Origin of the sequence: Modestobacter versicolor, assembly GCF_014195485.1 — a bacterium.
Classification (GTDB): Bacteria; Actinomycetota; Actinomycetes; order Mycobacteriales; family Geodermatophilaceae; genus Modestobacter; species Modestobacter versicolor.
The window spans coordinates 2,656,073-2,671,966 of the sequence record NZ_JACIBU010000001.1 but is presented as its reverse complement, the minus strand read 5'-3'; the positions used below and the strand labels follow the sequence as shown (position 1 = coordinate 2,671,966).

At 74.2% G+C, this 15,894-nt stretch carries 17 protein-coding genes; 8 read left to right on the top strand and 9 right to left on the bottom strand.

Annotated features, from left to right (window positions below):
- Positions 1 to 70: 70 nt before the first annotated feature.
- From FHX36_RS13110 to bagA, 3 genes are all read right to left on the bottom strand, one after another.
- Positions 71 to 2,311, bottom strand: a complete 2,241-nt coding sequence (locus FHX36_RS13110; protein WP_110552899.1) for a transglycosylase domain-containing protein — start codon at positions 2,309 to 2,311, stop codon at positions 71 to 73.
- A 124-nt stretch (positions 2,312 to 2,435) separates the two neighbouring features.
- On the bottom strand, positions 2,436 to 3,650 hold the full coding sequence (gene bagB / locus FHX36_RS13105) for an ATPase BagB (protein WP_110552898.1): 1,215 nt from the start codon (positions 3,648 to 3,650) through the stop codon (positions 2,436 to 2,438).
- Positions 3,647 to 4,618 (bottom strand): ATPase BagA, encoded by a 972-nt coding sequence (bagA, locus tag FHX36_RS13100; RefSeq protein WP_484502633.1) that lies wholly within the window; start codon positions 4,616 to 4,618, stop codon positions 3,647 to 3,649. Before bagA ends, bagB begins: the two co-directional genes overlap by 4 nt.
- Before the next feature lie 140 nt (positions 4,619 to 4,758).
- Between bagA and sp36 the strand changes: the two genes are divergently transcribed.
- Genes sp36 through FHX36_RS13085 form a run of 3 tightly spaced genes read left to right on the top strand, consistent with a single transcriptional unit; the run spans position 4,759 to position 6,193 of the window.
- Positions 4,759 to 4,935 carry a Sp36 family protein gene (sp36, locus tag FHX36_RS13095; protein ID WP_181428831.1) on the top strand — a complete coding sequence of 59 codons (177 nt, stop codon included), beginning with the start codon at positions 4,759 to 4,761 and terminating at the stop codon, positions 4,933 to 4,935.
- A complete protein-coding gene (locus FHX36_RS13090; protein WP_110552896.1) occupies positions 4,932 to 5,402 on the top strand; it encodes a RidA family protein in 471 nt (156 codons plus the stop codon). The genes sp36 and FHX36_RS13090 overlap by 4 nt, the downstream gene beginning before the upstream one ends.
- Positions 5,399 to 6,193, top strand: coding sequence for an NUDIX hydrolase (locus tag FHX36_RS13085; protein WP_110552895.1), 795 nt, complete (start codon positions 5,399 to 5,401; stop codon positions 6,191 to 6,193). Before FHX36_RS13090 ends, FHX36_RS13085 begins: the two co-directional genes overlap by 4 nt.
- Before the next feature lie 62 nt (positions 6,194 to 6,255).
- Here FHX36_RS13085 and FHX36_RS13080 read toward each other — a convergent pair whose 3' ends face one another.
- Together FHX36_RS13080 and FHX36_RS13075 are read right to left on the bottom strand one after the other, a co-directional pair.
- Positions 6,256 to 6,930 (bottom strand): Crp/Fnr family transcriptional regulator, encoded by a 675-nt coding sequence (locus FHX36_RS13080; protein WP_110552901.1) that lies wholly within the window; start codon positions 6,928 to 6,930, stop codon positions 6,256 to 6,258.
- Between the two features lie 163 nt (positions 6,931 to 7,093).
- Positions 7,094 to 7,378 carry a hypothetical protein gene (locus FHX36_RS13075; RefSeq protein ID WP_110552900.1) on the bottom strand — a complete coding sequence of 95 codons (285 nt, stop codon included), beginning with the start codon at positions 7,376 to 7,378 and terminating at the stop codon, positions 7,094 to 7,096.
- A gap of 146 nt (positions 7,379 to 7,524) precedes the next feature.
- On the opposite strand from FHX36_RS13075, the gene nth reads away from it, so the two are divergent.
- Genes nth through FHX36_RS13050 form a run of 5 tightly spaced genes read left to right on the top strand, consistent with a single transcriptional unit; the run spans position 7,525 to position 11,373 of the window.
- A complete protein-coding gene (gene nth / locus FHX36_RS13070; protein ID WP_110552894.1) occupies positions 7,525 to 8,337 on the top strand; it encodes an endonuclease III in 813 nt (270 codons plus the stop codon).
- Positions 8,334 to 8,927, top strand: coding sequence for a TlpA family protein disulfide reductase (locus FHX36_RS13065; RefSeq protein WP_110552893.1), 594 nt, complete (start codon positions 8,334 to 8,336; stop codon positions 8,925 to 8,927). Before nth ends, FHX36_RS13065 begins: the two co-directional genes overlap by 4 nt.
- Positions 8,924 to 9,691 (top strand): NUDIX domain-containing protein, encoded by a 768-nt coding sequence (locus FHX36_RS13060; RefSeq protein WP_183513810.1) that lies wholly within the window; start codon positions 8,924 to 8,926, stop codon positions 9,689 to 9,691. Before FHX36_RS13065 ends, FHX36_RS13060 begins: the two co-directional genes overlap by 4 nt.
- Positions 9,688 to 10,185: a cupredoxin domain-containing protein gene (locus FHX36_RS13055; protein ID WP_183513809.1), complete on the top strand. Its 498-nt coding sequence runs from the start codon at positions 9,688 to 9,690 to the stop codon at positions 10,183 to 10,185. The genes FHX36_RS13060 and FHX36_RS13055 overlap by 4 nt, the downstream gene beginning before the upstream one ends.
- A 6-nt stretch (positions 10,186 to 10,191) precedes the next feature.
- Complete coding sequence (locus tag FHX36_RS13050) at positions 10,192 to 11,373, top strand: MarP family serine protease (protein WP_110554352.1); 1,182 nt, start codon at positions 10,192 to 10,194, stop codon at positions 11,371 to 11,373.
- Between the two features lie 69 nt (positions 11,374 to 11,442).
- Here FHX36_RS13050 and FHX36_RS13045 read toward each other — a convergent pair whose 3' ends face one another.
- From FHX36_RS13045 to acs, 4 genes are all read right to left on the bottom strand, one after another.
- Positions 11,443 to 12,369 carry an alpha/beta fold hydrolase gene (locus tag FHX36_RS13045; RefSeq protein WP_183513808.1) on the bottom strand — a complete coding sequence of 309 codons (927 nt, stop codon included), beginning with the start codon at positions 12,367 to 12,369 and terminating at the stop codon, positions 11,443 to 11,445.
- Between the two features lie 17 nt (positions 12,370 to 12,386).
- Positions 12,387 to 12,890, bottom strand: coding sequence for a phage holin family protein (locus tag FHX36_RS13040; protein ID WP_110554109.1), 504 nt, complete (start codon positions 12,888 to 12,890; stop codon positions 12,387 to 12,389).
- A 116-nt stretch (positions 12,891 to 13,006) separates the two neighbouring features.
- A complete protein-coding gene (locus tag FHX36_RS13035; RefSeq protein WP_110554108.1) occupies positions 13,007 to 13,687 on the bottom strand; it encodes a helix-turn-helix domain-containing protein in 681 nt (226 codons plus the stop codon).
- Positions 13,688 to 13,875: 188 nt separating this feature from the next.
- Entirely contained in the window at positions 13,876 to 15,846 is a 1,971-nt protein-coding gene (acs, locus tag FHX36_RS13030; protein ID WP_110554107.1) for an acetate--CoA ligase, read from the bottom strand.
- Positions 15,847 to 15,894: the final 48 nt, after the last annotated feature.

The following is a 15,894-nucleotide window of genomic DNA, read 5'->3' as shown; positions in this document are numbered from 1 at the left end:
TCCGGCCCCGTCGCAGGGGCCCGACCCGAGCGGAGCGAGGGTCGGGGGGGGGGGGCGACGGGGTCCTTTCTCAGCCGGGGATGCCGTCGCCGTTGGTGTCCGGCGGCACCGCGCCCGGGTCAGCGGCCGGCGGGACGACGGCGGCGGGCGGCGCCGGGGCCTGGCCCCCGCCGTTGCCGCCCCCGCCCCCGTTGCCGCCGTTCCCGTTGCCGTTGCCGTTGCCCTCGGACTCGGGGCGCGGCGCCGGAGCACCGCTGCCCTTCGTCCCGGCGGCGACGGCCGGGTCGGCCGGCGGGAACTCGCGGGTCGGTCCCTGCTCCAGGATCGGTGCCATCGCGTCACGCCAGATCGTGGCCGGCTTGTTGCCGCCGTAACCGCCGACGTTCTGGTTCTCCTTGGGGTTGAGCACCATCACGCTGGCCGCGTACTCGGGCGTCATGCCGACGAACGCCGCGGAGTACTGGTTCTGCGAGGTCCCGGTCTTGCCGGCGATCTGGTGGCCGGGGACGTTGGCGTTGCGGCCGGTGCCGCTGATGACGTCGTCGGTCATCGCGTTGACCAGGGTGTTGGCGACCCCCGGCGGGATGGCGGCGGCGGTGCAGTTGTCGTTCTTGACCAGCGGCTGGCCGTCGTCGCCGAGGACCGGCTGACCGGCGGCGTCCAGGATCTGCACCACCGGGGTCGGGTCGCACTGGGTGCCGCTGGCGGCCAAGGTCGAGTACGCGCTGGCCAGGTAGAGCGGGCTGGTCGCGAACGGGCCGAGGGTGAACGAGCCCATCTCGCCCTCGACGATCTGGGTGGCCTGCTCCTCGGGCAGGTTCAGGCCCATCCGCTGGGCCGCGCTGACCGGGCCCGCGACGCTGCCGAGGGTGTCCTCCAGCGCGACGAAGTAGGTGTTCGAGGAGCGGGTCAGCGCGTCGTGCATGGTCAGCGTGTTCGGCAGCGTGCCGACGTTGCCGATCGGGCCGTAGGGGGCGCCGCGGGTGCCGCCGTTCTGCTTGAACACCCGGGAGAAGTACGGGTCGCTGGTGGTCTGGGAGTAGTTGATCCCGTACCCGGCCTCCAGGGCCGCGGCGGCGGTGAACACCTTGTAGGTCGAGCCGGAGCCCTGGCTCGCCGCGACGTTGAGGTTCACCGACTCGCAGGAGGCGTCGACGGTGACGTCGCAGCCGTAGCGCCGGTTGACGCTCATCGCCAGCACCTTGCCGGTGCCCGGCTCCAGCGCGGTGTAGATGCCGGCCAGCGAGTTGCCCATCTCGATGGTGTTCAGCACGGCCTGGTCGCCGGCGGCCTGCATGTCCGGGCGCATCGTCGTCTGGATGGTCCAGCCGGCGCTCTTGAGCTGGTTGGGGTCGATGCCCAGCGTGCCGGTGAGGTGGTTGTAGAGGTAGTCGCAGAAGAAGCCGCCGATGGTGGCGTCGATGCAGCCGTTGCGCGGGCTCTCGCCCTCCACGACCGCGATCGGCGCGGCCATCAGGTCGGCCAGCTCCTGGTCGGTGAGCGGCTGGTCGCCCCGCTCGCCGGCGCCGTGGCCGAGGTCGTGCATCCGCTGGAGGACCTGGTTGCGGCGGGTCTTGCCGGCCTCCGGGTCGATGATCGGGTCGTCGTTGGTCGGGCTCTGCACCAGACCGGCCAGCACCGAGGCCTGCGGCAGCGTGAGGTCGATCGCGTTCACGCTGAAGTACTTCTGCGCGGCGGCCTGGATGCCGTAGGCGCCCTCGCCGAAGTAGGCGATGTTCAGGTAGCGGGTGAGGATCTCGTCCTTGGAGTAGGTCTGCTCCAGGGCCAGCGCGAGCCGGGCCTCGCGGAGCTTGCGGCCGACCGTCTGGTCGTCGGCGGCCTCCCGCTCCTCGGGCGTGGTGGCCGTCTGCAGCAGGGTCTGCTTGACCAGCTGCTGGGTCAGCGTCGAGCCGCCCTCCTCGACCCGGCCCGCGGCCAGGTTCTTCGCCAGCGCACGCATGGTGCCCTGCACGTCGAGGCCGTTGTGCTCGTAGAAGCGCGAGTCCTCGATGTCGACGATCGCCTGCTTCATCACCGGGGAGATCTGGTCCGGGGTGACCGGCGCCCGGTTCAGGTCGTAGAACTCGGTGATCAGCGACCCGTCGGCGGCCAGCACCTTGGTGTTGCCGTTGGGGGTCTTGTCGGTGAGCTCGACCGGGAGGGCGTCGAGGAGCGAGGAGGAGTTGCGGGCGACGAGCCCGGCTCCGCCCACGAACGGGAGCAGCATGGCGGCCACCAGCGCCCCGGCCACCACGATCATCGTGACCAGCTTGGCGAGGGCACCCAGACGGAAGCGCGCAGACTCGGACATCGCAGGCCAAGGTACCTGTCCCGGAGGCCTCCGTGCCGTGCCCCGGACGCCGACGCGCGGGCGCTGTCGGAGGTCGTCCCCGGAGCGGGGTCGGATCGGGTGCCGGGTGCTCGGCCCGTGGTGGTCAGCCCGCCGCGGGGCGCACCGGGAGCACCCGGCTGCGGGGGGTCCCCGTGCCGGTGTCGCCCTCCGCGGCCAGCAGCGCCTCGCCCATCACCCGGAGGCCCTCGAGGTCGTGCACGTCGCCGGCGGCGGCCGGCACCGTGCGGATCGGCACCTCGGGGTGCGCGCTGGTGAAGCGGTCGGCCAGCCGCTGCTCGCGGGCGGCCACCGTCATCCGCTCGGCGTGCACGCGCAGCGCACCGGCGGCGAGCTTCGCGCCCTTGCCGCCGGCCTCGGCGACCGCCTCGGCGGCCGCCTCGGCCCGGGTGGCCGACAGCGTGGTCGTCGCCGGCGGGTGGGTGCGGTTGATGACCAGGCCGGCCAGCGGCATGCCCTCGGTGGAGAGCCGGTCGACGAAGTAGGAGGCCTCGCGCAGCGCGTCGGGCTCCGGGGCGGCCACCACGACGAAGGAGGTGCCGGGCTGGCGGAGCAGCTCGTAGGTCGCCGTCGCGCGCTCGCGGAAGCCGCCGAACATGGTGTCCAGCGCGGAGACGAACGCCGAGATGTCGTTGAGCAGCTGGCCGCCGAGGATCTTGCTGATGATCCGGCTGAACAGCATGAAGCCCGCACCCACCAGCCGGACCCCGGCCCGCCCGCCGGCCCGGGCCGGTGCGGTCAGCAGCCGGATCATCGTGCCGTCGAGGAAGCGGCTCATCCGGTTCGGTGCGTCCAGGAAGTCCAGCGCCGACCGGGACGGCGGGGTGTCGACGATGACCAGGTCCCACTTCTCGCTGGCCCGCAGCTGGCCCAGCTTCTCCATCGCCATGTACTCCTGCGTGCCGGCGAAGGACGACGAGAGCGCCTGGTAGAAGGGGTTGGCGAAGATCACCTCGGCCCGCTCCGGGGTCGAGTGCGCGGACACGACGTCGTCGAACGTCCGCTTCATGTCCAGCATCATCGCGGAGAGCTCACCGGGCGCCCCGGGCGTCTCGACCACCCGCGGCTCGTTGTCCAGCTCGACCAGGCCGAGCGACTGGGCCAGCCGCCGGGCCGGGTCGATGGTGAGGACGACGACCTGCCGGCCCGCCTCCGCCGCGGCCAGCGCGAGCGCCGCCGACGTCGTCGTCTTGCCCACCCCGCCGGAGCCGCAGCAGACGATGATCCGGGTGTCCCGGTCGGCGACCAGGGCGGCGAGGTCCAGCGGCGGCGCGGGGGCCGGCCGGCGGGGGGCGGTCACGCCGCGGCCTCGGTCTGCAGGTGCCCCTCGAGCCGGTCGGCCAGCTCGAACAGGCAGCCCAGGTCGATGGGGGAGGTGGACAGCGGCAGCTCGACCACCGGGCGGCCCAGCGCCTCGACGTCCCCGCGCAGCGCGTCCTGCGCCACCCACCGCTGGGCGTGCTCGACCGCCTCGGCCGCCAGCCCGTCGGCGACCTGCTGGGCACCCTGCACGTTCGCCGCGGTGAGCGCGGGCAGCAGGTCGGCGCCGGTCAGCCGCCCCTCGGCGGTGCGGCTGAGGCTCGCGGCCGGAAGCAGCGGCTCGGCGGCCATGTTGACGATCACCGAGCCGACCGGCAGCCCGGCCGCGGTCAGCTCCCCGATCGCGTCGGCGGTCTCCTGCACGGGCATGTCCTCCAGCAGCGTGACCAGGTGCACGGCGGTCTGCGGCGAGCGGAGCACCGCCATCACCCCGTCGCTCTGGGTCTTGATCGGCCCGGAGCGGGCCAGCCCGGCGACCTCGCCGGTGACGTTGAGGAAGCGGGTGATCCGGCCGGTCGGCGGGGCGTCGACGACGACGGCGTCGTAGACGTACCGGCCGTCGTGCCGCCGGGTCACCGCCTCCTTGATCTTCCCGGTGAGCAGCACGTCGCGCAGCCCGGGTGCGATCGCGGTGGCGAAGTCGATGGCGCCCATCTTCCGCAGCGCCCGGCCGGCCCGCTTGAGGCTGTAGAACATCTCGAGGTACTCGAGGAAGGCCGCCTCCACGTCGATGGCCAGCGCCTTCACCTCCCCGCCGCCGCGGGCCACGGCGACCCGCCGCTCCTCGTAGGGCAGCGGCGGGGTGTCGAACAGCTGGGCGATGCCCTGCCGCCCCTCGGTCTCGACCAGCAGCACGTGGCGGCCGTCGGCGGCCAGGGAGAGGGCCAGGGCGGCGGCGACCGTGGTCTTCCCGGTCCCGCCCTTGCCCGTCACGACATGGCACCGCACGGGGCTGGGCTCTCCGGTCACGTCTGCGAGCCTACGAGCGCGAGGACCCCGCTGCCCCCCAGCACTCGCGAGCTCGCGGCGGGCTCCTGCAGCGGGGCCGTTCCATCCAGTCACCAGACCGCCTGCGCTAGCGTCGCGCCATGAGCGAACCGGCCCGTGTGACGTGGGAGTACGCCACCATCCCGCTGCTGATCCACAACACCAAGGCGATCCTCGACTCCTGGGGGGTCGACGGCTGGGAGCTGGTGACCGTCCTGCAGGGTCCCGGCGGCGGTGACCAGCTGGTCGCCTACCTCAAGCGCCCGCTGAACCGATGACCGCGCCCGCCCAGAGCTGGACCGCGCGGCTGGCCGAGCTCGGCGTCCGGCTGCCCCCGGTCGCCGCCCCGGTCGCGGCCTACGTGCCGGCGATCCGCACCGGCCAGCTGGTCTTCACCTCCGGTCAGCTGCCCTTCGTCGACGGCGGCCTGCGCCGCACCGGCAAGGTCGGTGGCGCCGTCGACATCGAGGACGCCGCCGCCGACGCCAAGCTGTGCGCGCTCAACGCGCTGGCCGCGATCGACGACCTGGTCGGCCTGGACGCCATCGCCCGCGTCGTCCGGGTGGTCGGCTACGTCGCCAGCGCCGAGGGCTTCAGCGGCCAGCCGCGCGTGGTCAACGGCGCCAGCGAGTTCCTCGGCCGAGTGTTCGGCGAGGCGGGGCAGCACGCCCGCAGCGCCGTCGGCGTCGCCGAGCTGCCGATGAACGCCCCGGTCGAGGTCGAGCTCACCGTCGAGCTGCGATGACCGCACCCGTGCGGCAGGCGGCGACGGTGCTGCTGCTGCGCGACGGTGCCGCCGGTCTCGAGGTCTACCTGCTGCGGCGCACGCAGGGGATGCCCTTCGCCGGCGGGATGAGCGCCTACCCCGGCGGCGGGGTCGACGAGCGCGACGGCGGCACCGACCTGGCCTGGGTCGGCCCGCCCCCGGCCGACTGGGCCGCGGCCTTCGGCTGCGACGAGCGGCTGGCCCGAGAGCTGGTGTGCGCCGCCGTCCGGGAGACCTTCGAGGAGGCCGGCGTGCTGCTGGCCGGGCCGGCCGACGGCTCCGGGGTCGTGCCCGACGTCTCCGGCGACGACTGGGAGGAGCAGCGGCAGGCGCTGCTGGCCCGCGACCTGTCGCTGGCCGAGCTCCTCGCCGGGCGAGGGCTCGCGCTGCGGGCGGACCTGCTGCGGCCCTTCGCGCACTGGATCACCCCGCCGCCGGAGCGCCGCCGGTACGACACGAAGTTCTTCGCCGCGCTGCTGCCCGCCGGGCAGGAGGCGCGCGACGTCTCCGGCGAGGCCGACGAGGCGGTCTGGACGACGCCCGCCGCGGCGCTGCAGGAGCACGCCGCCGGCAGCCGGCCGATGCTGCCCCCGACCATCCACACCCTCGGGCAGCTGGCACCCTTCCCGGACGCCGCCACCGCGCTGACCGGGTCGCCCCCGGCACCGCTGGAACCGATCAGCCCGACGTTCGAGCAGACCCCGGAGGGCCACTACGCGGTGCTGCCCGACGGCACCCGCATCCGGATGGTCGTGCCGCTACCGTCATGAGCTCCTGGACGCGAGAGGCCCGGGACCTGGTCGGTCCCGGGCCTCTCGCGGTCGGTGCTGTGTCAGCGCGCGCGGCGGCGCAGCCGGTCCTCGTCCAGGACGACGACCGACTTGCCCTGCAGCTGGATCCAGCCGCGGTGCACGAAGTCGGCGAGCGCCTTGTTGACCGTCTCGCGGGAGGCGCCGACCAGCTGGGCCAGCTCCTCCTGCGTCAGGTCGTGCTTGACCCGCAGACCGTCGGTCTCGCGGCTGCCGAAGCGGTCGGCCATCTGCAGCAGCGCCTTGGCCACCCGGCCGGGGACGTCGGTGAAGATCAGGTCGGCGACCGAGTCGTTGGTGCGGCGCAGCCGGCGGGCCAGCACGCGCAGCAGCTGCTCACCGATCTCCGGGTGCGCGGTGATCCAGGGGCGCAGCATCGACTGCGGCATCTTGGCCAGCCGGACGTCGGTGACGGCGGTGGCGGTCGCCGTGCGCGGGCCCGGGTCGAACACCGACAGCTCGCCGAACTGGTCCGACGGGCCCATGACGGCCAGCACGTTCTCGCGGCCGTCCGGCGCGCGCCGGGAGAGCTTGATCTTGCCGGACAGGACGACGTAGAGGCTGTCGCCCGACTCGCCCTCGTTGAAGACGACCCGGCCACGGGGCAGCGTCACCGTCTCCAGCGCGCTGGCCACCGGCTCGGCAGCCTCCTCCGACAGCCCCTGGAAGAGACCGGACTGGGCAAGGACCTCGTCCACGTGCACCTCTCGCAACGTCCTCACGGGTGCGATGGCGACCCGCGTCTTCGGTGAGTCTAGGGCCTGTGGCTCGGCTCACCAGTGCACTCAGTCACCGATCTGCCCACTCTGAGTGGCTCCTGGGCGGCCTGGCTTCCGGGATCGGCTCCCGGTGTGGGTGGGATCAGTCGGCGTGCCGGGCGCCGTCGCCGGACTCGGTGACCCGTTCGGTGAGCACCGCCCGCGGCGCCGACCGGGCCCGGCCGGAGCGGCGGGACCGCCACCGGGACATCGCCCGGCGGATGCCGGAGTTGGCCAGCGTGCCGACCTCGCCCTCGGTCGCGGTGCCGAGGAAGTCCTCGACCTCGCGCTGCGAGGTGGGACGGCGCAACGGCTCCTCGACCCGCTCCATGACGAGCAGGAAGGCGATGAGCAGCGGCGGGAACAGGATGACGATGAGGGCGACCACGGACACCTCCTCGGCGACGTCTGCGGGCGGGGAGGCCCGGGGGCGGGGCGACGTCGGTCGTGCGGTCGGTTGGCGTACCCGGTCCGGGCACCGCGGTCGAGTATGACGGGCGCTGCCTGTCAGGGCCGACGCATACCCTCACACGCGTGTCCCGGCCCGCTCCTGCTCCCGATGCCCCGCCGGCCTACACGCGGCCGGCGCCCCCGCGCCGCCCCGGTCGTGCCGCCCGGCTGGGCGTGTCCCCGTTCGACCCGGACGAGAGCCCGCTGGGCCGCACCCGCCGCGCCCGGCGGATGGCCCGCGAGCTGACGGCGATCCACCCCGACGCGCACTGCGAGCTGGACTTCAGCACGCCGCTGGAGCTCCTCGTCGCCACCGTCCTGTCGGCGCAGACCACCGACAGGACGGTGAACAAGGTGACGCCGACGCTGTTCGCCCGGTACCCCGACGCGTACGCCTACGCCGGGGCCGACCGCGCCGAGCTGGAGGAGCTCCTCAAGCCCACCGGCTTCTTCCGGGCCAAGGCCAACTCGGTGATCGGGCTGGGGCAGGCCCTGGTGGAGCGCTTCGACGGCGTGGTCCCCGGCCGGCTCGCCGACCTGGTCACCCTGCCCGGTGTGGGCCGCAAGACGGCGAACGTCGTGCTGGGCAACGCCTTCGACGTCCCCGGGCTCACCGTCGACACCCACTTCGGCCGGCTGGTGCGGCGCTTCGGCTGGACGGCGGAGGAGGACCCGGTCAAGGTCGAGGCCGAGATCGCGGAGATCATCCCGCGGAAGGAGTGGACGATGTTCTCCCACCGGGTGATCTTCCACGGGCGCCGCGTCTGCCACGCGAAGAAGCCCGCCTGCGGGGCCTGCGGGCTCGCCTCCTGGTGCCCCTCCTACGGCATCGGCCCGCTGGACCCCGAGGTCGCGGCGAAGCTGGTCAAGACGCCCGCTGCCTCGGACACCGAGTGAGCCGCGCCCCGCGCGCCCTGGGCGCCCTCCTGCTGCTGCTCGGGCTGCTGGCCGGCTGCACGTCCGGGGACAGCGACGACGACGCCGGCCCGACGCCGGCCAGCAGCGAGCTGGAGGCGCTGGACACCGACCTGGCGGCCTGCCCCGAGCAGTCCGCCGAGCCGGCCGCCGACAGCGACCTGCCCGCCACCGTCTTCGAGTGCTTCGGCGGCGGCACGCTCGACCTGAGCCGCGCGCCCGGCGTGCCCACCGTGGTGAACCTCTGGGCCAGCTGGTGCCCGCCGTGCCGGGAGGAGCTGCCGGTCGTGCAGCAGCTGGCCGACGCCTCCGGCGACCAGCTGCGGGTGCTCGGGGTGGCCAGCCTCGACGGCGCCTCGCAGACGGCCTCGTTCGCCGAGGACGCCGCGGTCACCTTCCCCAGCGCGTTCGACGGGGACGGCGAGGTGATGGCGGCGCTCGGCATCAACAACCTGCCGTACACGCTCTTCCTCGCCGCCGACGGCTCGCTGGCCTACCTGCACGTCGGCGGGGTGGCGTCGGTGGCGGAGTTCGAGCAGCTGGTCCTCGACCACCTCGGCGTGCAGCTGTGACCCTCCCCGCCCCGGACGTCGCCGGCCTGCCCGAGCACCTGCAGCGGTTGCTGGCCAACGCCGACCGGCTCCCGCTCTGGCACCGGCACGGCACGCCGTCCGCCACCGCCCGGCGCTCGGCCGTGCTGATCCTGTTCGGCGAGGGCCCCGGCGGCCCCGACGTGCTGCTGATCGAGAAGTCGGCGCACCTGCGCAGCCACGCGGGGCAGCCGGCGTTCCCCGGTGGCGGTGCCGACCCGGGCGACGAGTACCCGGTCGGCACCGCGCTCCGCGAGGCCCAGGAGGAGGCCGGCGTCGACCCGGCCGGCGTCCGGGTGCTCGCGACGCTGCCCGCGCTGTTCCTCGGGCCCTCGGACAACCTCGTCGTCCCGGTGGTCGGCTGGTGGGACGACCCGCGCGACGTCACCACCGGTGACCCGCGCGAGGTCGCCCGGGTGGCCCGGGTGCCGCTGGCCGAGCTGGTCGACCCGGCCAACCGGTTCCGGGTCCGGCACCCGGCCGGCTACGTCGGACCGGCGTTCGGGGTGGCCGGCATGGTCGTCTGGGGCTTCACCGCCGGGCTGCTGGACGCCGTCCTGGAGGCTGCCGGGCTGAACCGGCCGTGGGACGCCACCGACGTCCGGCCGCTCGACGGCCTGGCGGCAGCGGCACCCGCCGACAGCGAGGAGGAGCCGGTCGACTCCGACCTGGCCGACCGCGCCGCGCCGACGGTGGCCGACGACGCCGGGCCGGCGGGTTCGCCGCGTACCGTTCCCGGACCATGAGCACGGCTGCGCCCGGCGCCCCAGGCGCCCGCCCCCGCCGCCGTCCGGCCCCGCGCGGCGGGAGGCCGGCCGGCCTGCTGGCGACCCTGCTGCTCGCCCTGGTCGTGCTCAGCGGGTGCGGCGGCTCGGAACCCGCGCTGCCCGAGGCGACCCGCACGACCAGCGGTGACGTCGGGGCGCTGAGCACCGCGGCCGACGGGTTCCAGGAGATCACCCTGCAGACCGGTGACGACTACGTCTTCACCCCGGCCACCTTCACCGTGGCCCCCGGCCCGGTCCGGCTGACCGTGCGCAACGACGCCGACCAGCTGACCCACAACTTCCTCTTCACCGCGGGCGCGGGGCCGGCGGCCATCAGCGAGGAGATCCCGGTGCTGGCGCCGGGGGAGAGCAAGACCATCGAGTTCACCGTCAGCGCGCCCGGCGACTACCCCTTCGAGTGCAGCTTCCACGCCGCGCTCGGGCAGGTCGGCACCATGACGGTGAGTGGCTGACCCCGCGTGTCCTTCGTCGACCTCGCCCTCATCGCGCTCGCGCTGGTCTTCGCGCTGTCGGGCTTCCGGCAGGGCCTGATCGTCTCGGCGACGTCCTTCGTGGGCTTCTTCGGCGGGGCCGTGCTCGGCGCGCAGCTCTCCGGCCCGCTGGCCGACGACATCGCCGACTCCTCGGTCACCCGGGTGTTCGTGGCGCTGGTCGTGGTGCTCGCCGGCGCGCTGCTGGGTCAGCTGCTGGCCGGGGTGATCGGCCGTGCCGTGCGCAAGCGGGTCACCTGGGAGCCGGCCAAGATGGTCGACGCGGTCGCCGGGGCGGTGGTCTCGGCGGTCGCCGTCCTGCTGGTCGCCTGGATGGTCGCCACCCCGCTGGCCAGCTCGCCGTTCCCGGGCGTGGCCGGGCAGGTGCGGCAGTCCGCGCTGGTCCAGGCCGTCGACCGGACGGTGCCGTCGCAGGTGCGGTCGCTCTACGAGTCGCTGCGCGAGGCGATCGACCGGCAGGGCCTGCCCGACGTCCTGGACCCGCTGACCCCCCGTGACGCCCGCGACGTGCCAGCGCCCGACCCGGCGCTCGAGGCCAGCCCGGTGGTCGGCCAGGTGCAGGGCTCGGTGGTGCAGATCCGCGGCATCGCGCCGACCTGCTCCCGGCAGATCGACGGCTCCGGCTTCGTCTTCGCCCCGCAGCGGGTGATGACCAACGCCCACGTGCTGGCCGGCGTGACCGAGCCGACGGTGACCGCCGAGGGCGAGTCCTACGACGCGACGGCGGTCTACGTCGACGAGGAGACCGACGTCGCGGTGCTCGCGGTGCCGGGGCTGCCGCAGGTGCCGCTCAGCTTCACCCCGGAGCCGCTGGACACCGGCGCGGACGCGATCGTGATGGGCTACCCCGGTGGTGGCGGGCTGTACGTCGGCCCGGCCCGGGTGCGGGACCGCGGTGAGATCAGCGGGCCGGACTTCCGGTCCACCCACACCGTGCAGCGTGACGTCTACGCGCTCTTCGGCCAGGTGCGGGCGGGCAACTCCGGTGGACCGCTGCTGGCCACCGACGGCACGGTGCTCGGCGTCGTCTTCGCCTCGGCCATCGAGGACCCGGACACCGGCTACGCGCTCACCGCGGCGCAGGTCTCGGACGCCGCGCGGGTCGGCGCCACCGCGCAGGCCACCGTCGACACCGGGGCCTGCGAGTAGAAGGACCCCGCTGCCCCCCACGCCTTGCAGGCTCGGCGCGGGCCCCTGCAGCGGGGCCGTTCCATCACGTCACCTTGCCCAGCGGGTGATGGCCTCGGTGACCTGGTCGGGGGCTTCTTCGTGGGCGAAGTGGCCCACGCCGGGGAGCTCGCTCCACTCGTAGGCGCCGGCCACGTAGCGGTCCGAGCCGCGGGCGGTCGAGGGGAGCACGTAGGGGTCCAGCGCCCCCTGCAGCTGCAGGGTCGGGGCGGTGATCGGGGCGGCCATCCGGCGGGCGAAGCGCAGCCCGTCGGGGCGCAGCTGGGAACGGCCGGCCCAGCGGTAGTACTCCATCGCCCCGTACGCGGCCTGCGGGATGCGGGCGGCGTCGCGGTAGCGGCTGACAGCCTCGGCGAAGTCGGTGGTCTGCACCCAGGCCGGGCCTGCCCAGCGGCGCATCAGCTCCGCGACCGGGTCGTCGTCGGCGCGGGTGAGCCGCCGCTCGGGCAGCCGGGGCAGCTGGAAGCGCAGGGCGTAGGCCAGCGCCCGCCGCTGCCGTGCGTCGGTGACCGAGGAGCGCAGCCGCCGCGGGTGCGCCGCGCCGATGACGACCAGCCGGCGGACGCTCCGCGGGTGCAGGGCGGCCATCGTCCAGCCGACCAGCCCGCCCCAGTCCGAGCCGACGACGACGGCCTCGGTCTCGCCCAGCGCCCGGACCACCGCGGCGGCGTCGGCGGCCGCGGTGGGCAGGTCGTACCCGCGCGGGGGCTTGTCGCTGGCGCCGTAGCCGCGCAGGTCGGGCGCGACCACGCGCAGCCCGGCGGCGGCCAGCCCGGTCAGCTGGTGGCGCCAGGTCCACCAGAACTGGGGGAAGCCGTGCAGCAGCAGGACGAGCGGGCCCTCACCGGCCTCGGCGGCGTGCAGCCGGACGCCGTTGGCCGAGACGTCGCGGTGTGCCCAGGGGCCGGGGAGCAGGACGCTCGTGGCGTCCGGCTGCCCCTCTCCCGGGTCGGTCATCCGAGCTGCGTGGGAGGTCAGCGCAGCCGGGCGTGCGGGTCCTGCCGGACGACCTGGCCGTTGCGGACGACGGGCAGGTCGTGCTGCCGCTGGCCGGGGGCCTCACGGCGCATGACGTCGGGCAGGTCCGACAGCGTCTCGATGGTCTTCTCCGGCTTCTTGATCTTCTTGATCTGCCGGTAGCCGATGAAGCCCACGAGCGCGGCGAGCAGGACCAGGAGGCCGAAGACGATCAGGTAGGAGATCCAGCGCTCCAGGCCCAGCCAGGTGATGAACTCGGCCAGCGCGATGAAGAAGAAGATCGCGGCGAACGCCAGCATCACGCCGGCGGCGGCGAAGGCGGCCGCGCCGATCCCGCCGCGCTTGGCGGAGGTGGTGACCTCGGCCTTTGCCAGCTCGATCTCCGAGCGGATCAGCGTGGACATGTCGGCCATCGCGCTCTTGGCGAGCGTGCCGACCGAGGGCTCGGCGGGGCCAGCGGGCCGGCCCGCCAGCGGGGTCGTCGAGACACTGTGGGCCACGGGTGGCTCCTCCCTGATCGGCGCCGGGTGCGACGCGTTCCTCGGGTGATCGTGCCGCATGATCGTCCAGCCCGCCGTTCCGGATCACCCGGCCGGGTGCCGCGCGGCCGTCCGGGTCAGGAGACGTCGCACCGGCAGGGGCAGTCCTCGAGGTGCGGCACCGCCTGCTGGCGGGGCGTCAGCGGGGCCTCGGAGAACAGCAGCTCGTCGCAGCCGGCCGGGCAGCTGCAGGTCGGTGCCCAGTCCTCGGAGCGCACGCCCAGCCGCCGGCGCTCCGCCGCGAGCTCGTCGCCGAGGGCCCGGCGGCGGGCGACGGCGGCGTCCCGCCGGGCCTCGGCGCGGTCCTCGAGCGCGTCGCCGGGCTGCGGGAGCTGGTGGTCCGGCGGTGTGCCGCTGTGGTCGCGCCACTGGTCACGCAGCCGCCGTCCCCGGTCGAAGGTGTACCGAGGGCGTTCCCTGCTGTACCGCTCCTCGCCGTGCCACCAGTCGACGTCGCCGTGGCGGACGTCGAGGTGCGCGGGGAAGTGCCGCCCCGCGCGGTCCCGGACCGCGCCAGGCGCCATGCCGGTGACCTCGTGGCCGTCCCCGTCGACGAGCCCCAGTCGCAGCCCGGCCAGCCCGGCGGCCTTCGCCAGCACGGACGCCGGCAGGTCGCGGACGCCCGTCTCCGTCTGGGCGACGGCGGTGGCGCTGATCCCGAGGCGCTTCGCGAGCTCGCGCTGCGAGCAGTCCGCGGCGCGGCGGATCCTGCGGAGCAGGGCGCCGACGGCTGCCGCCTCCGAAGGATCCTGCGCCACTGGTCCACCGTGCCGGGCACACCGGCCGCTCCGGCCCCCCGTCGGTCCATCTGTGGACGGACCCGCGGGGTGTGGAGGGTGCCTGCGCGGGAGCTAGTGCTCTGCTCCCGCGGGGGGAGCAGAGCACTAGCTTCGCGAGAACACGTGTCCGGCCGCACCGGACGGGTGGAGCGGTCGTGCAGCGGGCCTCAGTCCTCGCTGGAGGCCGAGGGCAGCTTGGAGCTGATCAGGTCCATCACCGAGGAGTCGGTGAGCGTGGTGACGTCGCCCAGCTCCCGGTTCTCCGCCACGTCCCGCAGCAGCCGGCGCATGATCTTTCCCGACCGGGTCTTGGGCAGCTCCTGCACGACCATGATCTGGCGCGGGCTGGCGATCGGGCCGATCTCCTTGCGCACGTGCTGCCGCAGCTGCTTGACCAGGTCCTCACCGGAGTCGACGGCGTCCCCGCGCAGGATCACGAACGCCACGATCCCCTGACCGGTGGTCGGGTCGGTGGCCCCGACGACCGCCGCCTCGGCGACCGTCGGGTGGCTGACGAGCGCCGACTCCACCTCGGTGGTGGAGATCCGGTGCCCGGACACGTTCATCACGTCGTCGACCCGGCCGAGCAGCCAGATGTCGCCGTCCTCGTCGAGCTTGGCCCCGTCGCCGGCGAAGTAGACCCCCTGGCCGTACCGGCTCCAGTAGGTGTCCTTGTACCGCTCGTCGTCGCCCCAGATGGTGCGCAGCATCGCCGGCCACGGCTCGGTGAGCACCAGGTACCCGGTGGCACCGGGCTCGATCGGCTTGCCCTCCTCGTCGACCACGCTGGCGGAGATCCCGGGGAACGGCCGCTGGGCCGAGCCGGGCTTCAGCGTCGTGGCGCCGGGCAGCGGGGTGATCATGTGACCGCCGGTCTCGGTCTGCCACCAGGTGTCGGCGATCGGGCAGCGGCCCCCGCCGATGTTCTTGTGGTACCAGAGCCACGCCTCGGGGTTGATCGGCTCGCCCACGGAGCCGAGCATCCGCAGCGACGACAGGTCGAAGCCCGCCGGCACGTCGTCGCCCCACTTCATGAACGTGCGGATCGTCGTCGGCGCCGTGTACAGGATCGTCACGCCGTACTCCTGCACGATCTCCCACCACCGGCCGCGGTGCGGCGTCTCCGGCGTGCCCTCGTACATCACCGAGGTCGCCCGGTTGGCCAGCGGTCCGTAGACGATGTAGCTGTGGCCGGTGACCCAGCCGACGTCGGCCGCGGTCCAGAAGACGTCGGTGTCGGGCTTCAGGTCGAAGGTCGCCCAGTGGGTGTAGGCGACCTGGGCCAGGTAGCCGCCCGAGGTGTGCAGGATGCCCTTCGGCTTCGCCGTCGTCCCGGACGTGTACATGATGTAGAGCGGGTGCTCGGCGTCGAACGCCTCCGCCTCGTGCTCGGTCGACTGCCCGTCGACCAGCTCGTGCCACCAGACGTCGCGGCCCTCGGTCCACTCGACGTCCTGCTCGGTGCGCTTGACCACCAGCACGCTGCGCACGCCCTCGGTCTTGGTCAGCGCCTCGTCGACGTTCGGCTTCAGCGCGCTCGGCGCCCCGCGCCGGTAGCCACCGTCGGCCGTGACGACGACCTTCGCGTCGGCGTCGGTGATCCGGCTGGCCAGCGCGTCGGGGGAGAAGCCGCCGAAGACGACCATGTGCACCGCGCCGATCCGGGCGCAGGCCAGCATGGTGACCACCGTCTCCGGGATCATCGGCATGTAGATGGCCACCCGGTCACCGGCGGCGACGCCGAGCGAGACGAGGGCGTTGGCCGCCTTGCACACCTCGTCCTTGAGCTCGGCGTAGGTGAGCGTGCGGGTGTCGCCCGGCTCGCCGATCCAGTGGTAGGCGACCTGGGCGCCGTGCCCGGCGTCGACGTGCCGGTCGACGCAGTTCACCGCCACGTTGAGCTTGCCGCCGACGAACCACTTGGCGAAGGGCGGGTCGGTCCAGTCCAGCGCGGTCTCCCAGGGCTGAGCCCAGTCCAGCCGGCGGGCCGCGTCCTCCCAGAAGCCGACCCGGTCGGCCGCGGCGCGCTCGTAGACGTCCGGGCCGACGTTGGCGGCGGCGGCGAACTCCGGCGGCGGGGGGAAGCCACCCTCGGGCAGCTGGCTGGCCAGGCTCTGGTCGTCCGACGTCTCGCTCATGCGCACCTCCGTGTCCGGGCGCCGCCTCGACTCCGCGGCGCTGGGTCT